1 protein-coding gene is annotated in these 4,594 nt (G+C 69.0%); it reads right to left on the bottom strand.

The features are described from left to right. The coding region (locus G4D83_RS45015; protein WP_163871136.1) for a non-ribosomal peptide synthetase at positions 1-4,594 on the bottom strand (4,594 nt) is incomplete at both ends.

The following is a 4,594-nucleotide window of genomic DNA, read 5'->3' as shown; positions in this document are numbered from 1 at the left end:
GCGTCGGGCGTGAGGGCGGCCTGTGCCTCGAAGCGCTCGTGGAAGGCGCCAGTCCAGGGCAGCTCGCGGCGGGTGTTGTTCCACTCGACGAGCACCTGACGGCGCTCCTCCGCCGGCAGCATCGGCAACTCACCCACGAGGGTATCGGGGGCGGTGATGGCCGCTTCCAGCAGGGTGTTCAGATGTTCCACCCAGCGGGCGATGGTGGCCTCCTCGAAGAGGTCCACGCGGTAGCTGAGCCCGCCAGCCAGTCCTTCCGGCGTCTGTGAGAGGGTCAGCGTCAGGTCGAACTTCGTGACCTGAAGCTCCTGCGCGAACGACTCCAGGTGCAGCGGCGCGCTGTCGTCGGACGTGCTCTCCACGGTGCGGTTCGCCACCGGGAGGTTCTGCAGCGACAGCATCACCTGGAACAGCGGCGTGTGGCTCAGGCTGCGCTGGGGCTTCAGCTCCTCGACCAGCTTCTCGAAGGGGACGTCCTGGTGCTCATAGGCGCCCAACGTGGTGGCGCGGACCTGCGCCAGCAGCTCGCGGAAGCGCAGGCCGGGGCGGACCTGCGTGCGCAGCACGAGCGTGTTCACGAAGAAGCCGATGAGTCCCTCGGTCTCCGTCCGGGTGCGGCCGGCGATGGGCGAACCGACGGTGATGTCGTCCTGGCCCGAGTAGCGCGCGAGCAACACCTGCCACACGGCGAGCAGCGCCATGAACGGCGTGGCCCCTTCCTGGCGGCAGAGCGTCATCAGGCGCTCCGTCAGCTCCTTCGACACCCGCACGGGCTGAGAGGCTCCGCGAGGATTGCGAACAGGAGGACGGGGCTTGTCCGTGGGCAGCTCCAGCAGCGGAGGAAGCGCGCCGAGCTGACGACGCCAGTACCCGAGCTGTTGCTCCAACACGTCGCCCTTCAACCAGGAACGCTGCCAGGCCGCGAAGTCCGCGTACTGGATGGGGAGCGCGGGCAGTCGAGCGTCTCCGCCCGAGGCGCAGGCTTCATACAGCGACGCCAGCTCCTGGATGAGCACGCCCATGGACCACCCGTCCGAGACGGCGTGGTGCATGGTGACCAGCAGCACGTGGTCCTCGGGCGCCAGGCGAAGCAGCATCGCCCTGAACACGGGCCCTCGGGCGAGGTTGAACGGCCGCTGGGCCTCCTCGGCCGCGAGCCTCCGCGCGTGCTCCTCGCGTTCCTCCGCGGAGAGCATGCCCAGCTCCACGATGGGCAGTGAGAACCGCTCGGCCGGATGGATGTGCTGCACGGGCTCGCCATCCCGGGCGAGGAACGTGGTGCGCAGCGATTCGTGGCGTTCGAGCAGCGCGGTGAAGGACTGCTCCAGCGCGGAAAGGTGGAGCGTCCCCCTCAGCCGCAGCGCCGAGGGGATGTTGTACGCGGAGGTGCCAGGCTCGAGCTGATCCACGAGCCAGAGCCGCTGCTGCGCGAAGGACAGCGGCAGCTCTCCTGTGCGCGGCGTGGGCACCAGCGGAGGCGCCTGCCTCGAGTGCTCCTGCCGAGCGGCGGCGATGCGCGTGGCCAGCTCCGCCACGGACGGCGCCTCGAAGAGCGCGCGCAAGGGCAGCTCCACCTCGAACGCCCTCCGGATGCGCGACACCACCTGCGTGGCGAGCAGCGAGTGGCCGCCCAGCTCGAAGAAGTCGTCGGAGACGCTGACCTTGTCGAGACGGAGGACGTCGGCCCAGATGGAGGCGAGCAGCTCCTCGGTGGGATTGCGAGGCGCGAGGAAGGACTTCGAGGACGCGAAGGTGTCGGGAGCCGGGAGGGCCTTCCTGTCGAGCTTCGCGTTCGTGGTGAGCGGGAACGCGTCCAGGTGGAGCAGGAACGACGGCAGCATGAACTCGGGCAGCTTGAGCTTGAGGAACGAGCGCAAGTCCGCCGAGTCGATGGGGGCCGAAGACGTGAAGTACGCGGCGAGGCGCTTGTCTCCCGGCGAGTCCTCGCGCAGCAGGGCGATCGCCCCGGTGACGGACGGGTGCGAGCGCAGCGCCGCCTCGATTTCGGCGAGCTCGATGCGGAAGCCGCGCAGCTTCACCTGGGCATCGGAGCGACCGAGGAAGTCGAGCGCGCCGTCGTCGCGCCAGCGGACCAGGTCGCCGGTGCGGTAGAGGCGTGCTCCGGGCGTGGCGCTGAACGGGTGGGGAATGAAGCGCTCCGCGGTGAGGTCGGGGCGGAGGAGGTAGCCGCGCGCGAGGCCCTCACCACCGATGAACAACTCGCCCGTCACGCCAGGGGGAACGGGCTGGAGCGTGGCGTCGAGGACGAAGAGCTGCGTGCCGTGGATGGGGCGACCGATGGGCAGCGTCGTCCCAACGTCCTCGGACCGGGTGACCGTGAAGGTCGTGGCGAAGACCGTGGATTCCGTCGGGCCATAGGCGTTGGTGACGGGCACTCGCCACGTGCTCAGGGCCTTGCGGACGTGGAGCGGCGAGACGACGTCGCCGCCCGTGAGGACGTGCTGCAGCGCACTCAAGCCCGGAAGCCCGGAGTCCGCGAGCTGGGTGAAGAGACCAATGGTGGCCCAGAGCGTGGTGACGCCGTGAAGGGACACGGCCTGCCAGATCTCCTCGAGCGACAGCGAGTGCGGCGGCGGGACGACGAGCCGCGCGCCATGAAGCAGCGCGCCCCAGATCTCGAACGTCGCGGCGTCGAAGGAGATGGGCGCGAGCAGCAGGTGCGTCTGCTGAGGACCGAACCGCGTGTAGTCGGGGCCGACGAGCGTGCGAAGGACGCCGGAGTGCGGAGTGCCGACACCCTTGGGCCGGCCCGTCGAGCCGGACGTGAAGTCGACGTAGGCCAGGGACAGGGGCAGGGCCGCTGGCGGCAGCGCCCCCGTGGGCTGAGACGAGAAGTCGACGTCGTCGAGGACGAGGGTGGTGCGGCCCTCCGTCGGGAGCTTCGGTGCGAGGGCTCGCGAGGTGAGGATGAGCAGCGGCTGGGCGTCCTCCATCATGTTGGAGAGGCGCTCGCGGGGGTAGCTGGCGTCGAGAGGGACGTAGGCGCCGCCAGCCTTGAGGATGGCGAGGAGCGCGACGACGAGGTCGAAGGAGCGCTCCAGCGAGAACGCGACGCGGGAGTCGGTGGAGACGCCCAGCGCGCGCAGGTGCCAGGCGAGCTGGTTGGAGCGGGCGTCGAGCTGGCGATAGGTGAGGACGTCCTCACCGAAGAGGAGGGCCGTCGCGTCGGGAGAGCGCGCGACGACGCGTGCGAAGACCTCGGGGATCGTGGAGTCAGGCGAGGTGACGACCGGGGACAAAGCCCAGTCCACGAGGACGCTGCGGCGCTCGACTTCCGTGAGGATGGAGTGGGCGGCGACGGGGACGTCGGGGCGGGTGGCGACGGCTTCGACGAGCAGCTCGAAGTGACGGGCCATGCGCTCGACGGTGGCGCGCTCGAAGAGGTCGGAGTTGTAGCCAATCCCTCCGAAGATGCCGTCCGGCGTCTCGACGAGGCTGAGCTGGAGCTCGAACTTCGACGTGTTTCCGCTGACCTCCACCGGACTGAGCGTCAGCTCCGTCTTCTGGATGGCGGACGCCGGCGTGTTCTGGAGGACGAAGAGGACCTGGAACAGCGGGCTGCGACTCATGTCACGGCCGGGCTGCAGCTCCTCGACGAGTCGCTCGAAGGGAATGTCCTGGTGCGCGTAGGCACCGAGCGCGGCCTCCTTCACCTGCCGCAGCAAGCTCGGGAAGGACGCACGGGAGTCGATGCGCGCGCGCAGCACGAGCGTGTTGACGAAGAAGCCGATGAGTCCTTCGAGCTCCGAACGGTGACGACCGGCGATGGGCGAGCCGACCGTGATGTCGTCCTGACCGGAGTAGCGGGACAGGAGAAGTTGCCACGCGGCGAGCAGCGCCATGAAGGGCGTAGCGCCTTCGCGCTGGCACAGGCTCTTGAGCTTTTCGGCTGTGGCGAGCGGCAGGCTGACGAATACCTGTCCGCCCGAGGTGGTCTGCACGGCGGGCCGAGGCTTGTCGAGGGGCAGCTCCAGGGCCGTGAGGTCCGCGAGCTGCTTGCGCCAGTAGGCAATCTGGGCGTCGAGCACGGGGCCCTGGAGCCAGCCGCGCTGCCAGACGGAGAAGTCGGCGTACTGGATGGAGAGGGGCGCGAGCGGAGACGGCCTGCCGTGGGAGAAGGCGTCGTAGAGGGCGCCGACCTCCTGGATGAGCACGCCCATGGACCAACCGTCGGAGACGACGTGGTGCATGTTGAGCGCGAGCACGTGCTCGGTGTCGCTCAGCTCCAGGATTTGAGCGCGGATGAGCGGACCGGTGGAGAGGTTGAAGGGCCGCTGGTACTCCTCCTTCAGTCGGTTCTCGACTTCAACACGGGTGCTCTCCGTGTCGAGGCCTCGGAGGTCCACGCGCGTGACGGGCAGCTCGGCATGCGGCGCGATGACCTGCAAGGGCTGGTCGTCACGCTGGATGAACGTGGTGCGGAGCGCTTCGTGGCGACGGACGAGCTCATCGAAGCTGAGCTGGAGCGCGTTGATGTCGAGATGCCCGTCCAGGCGGACGAAGGAGGGCATGTTGTAGGTGGAGGAGCCGGGCTGGAGCTGGTCGATGAACCAGAGACGCTGCTGAGCGAAGG

Origin of the sequence: Myxococcus eversor (assembly GCF_010894455.1) — a bacterium.
Lineage (GTDB): Bacteria > Myxococcota > Myxococcia > Myxococcales > Myxococcaceae > Myxococcus > Myxococcus eversor.
The sequence above is the reverse complement of the archived record's forward strand: the minus strand, read 5'-3'. Positions and strand labels throughout refer to the sequence as shown.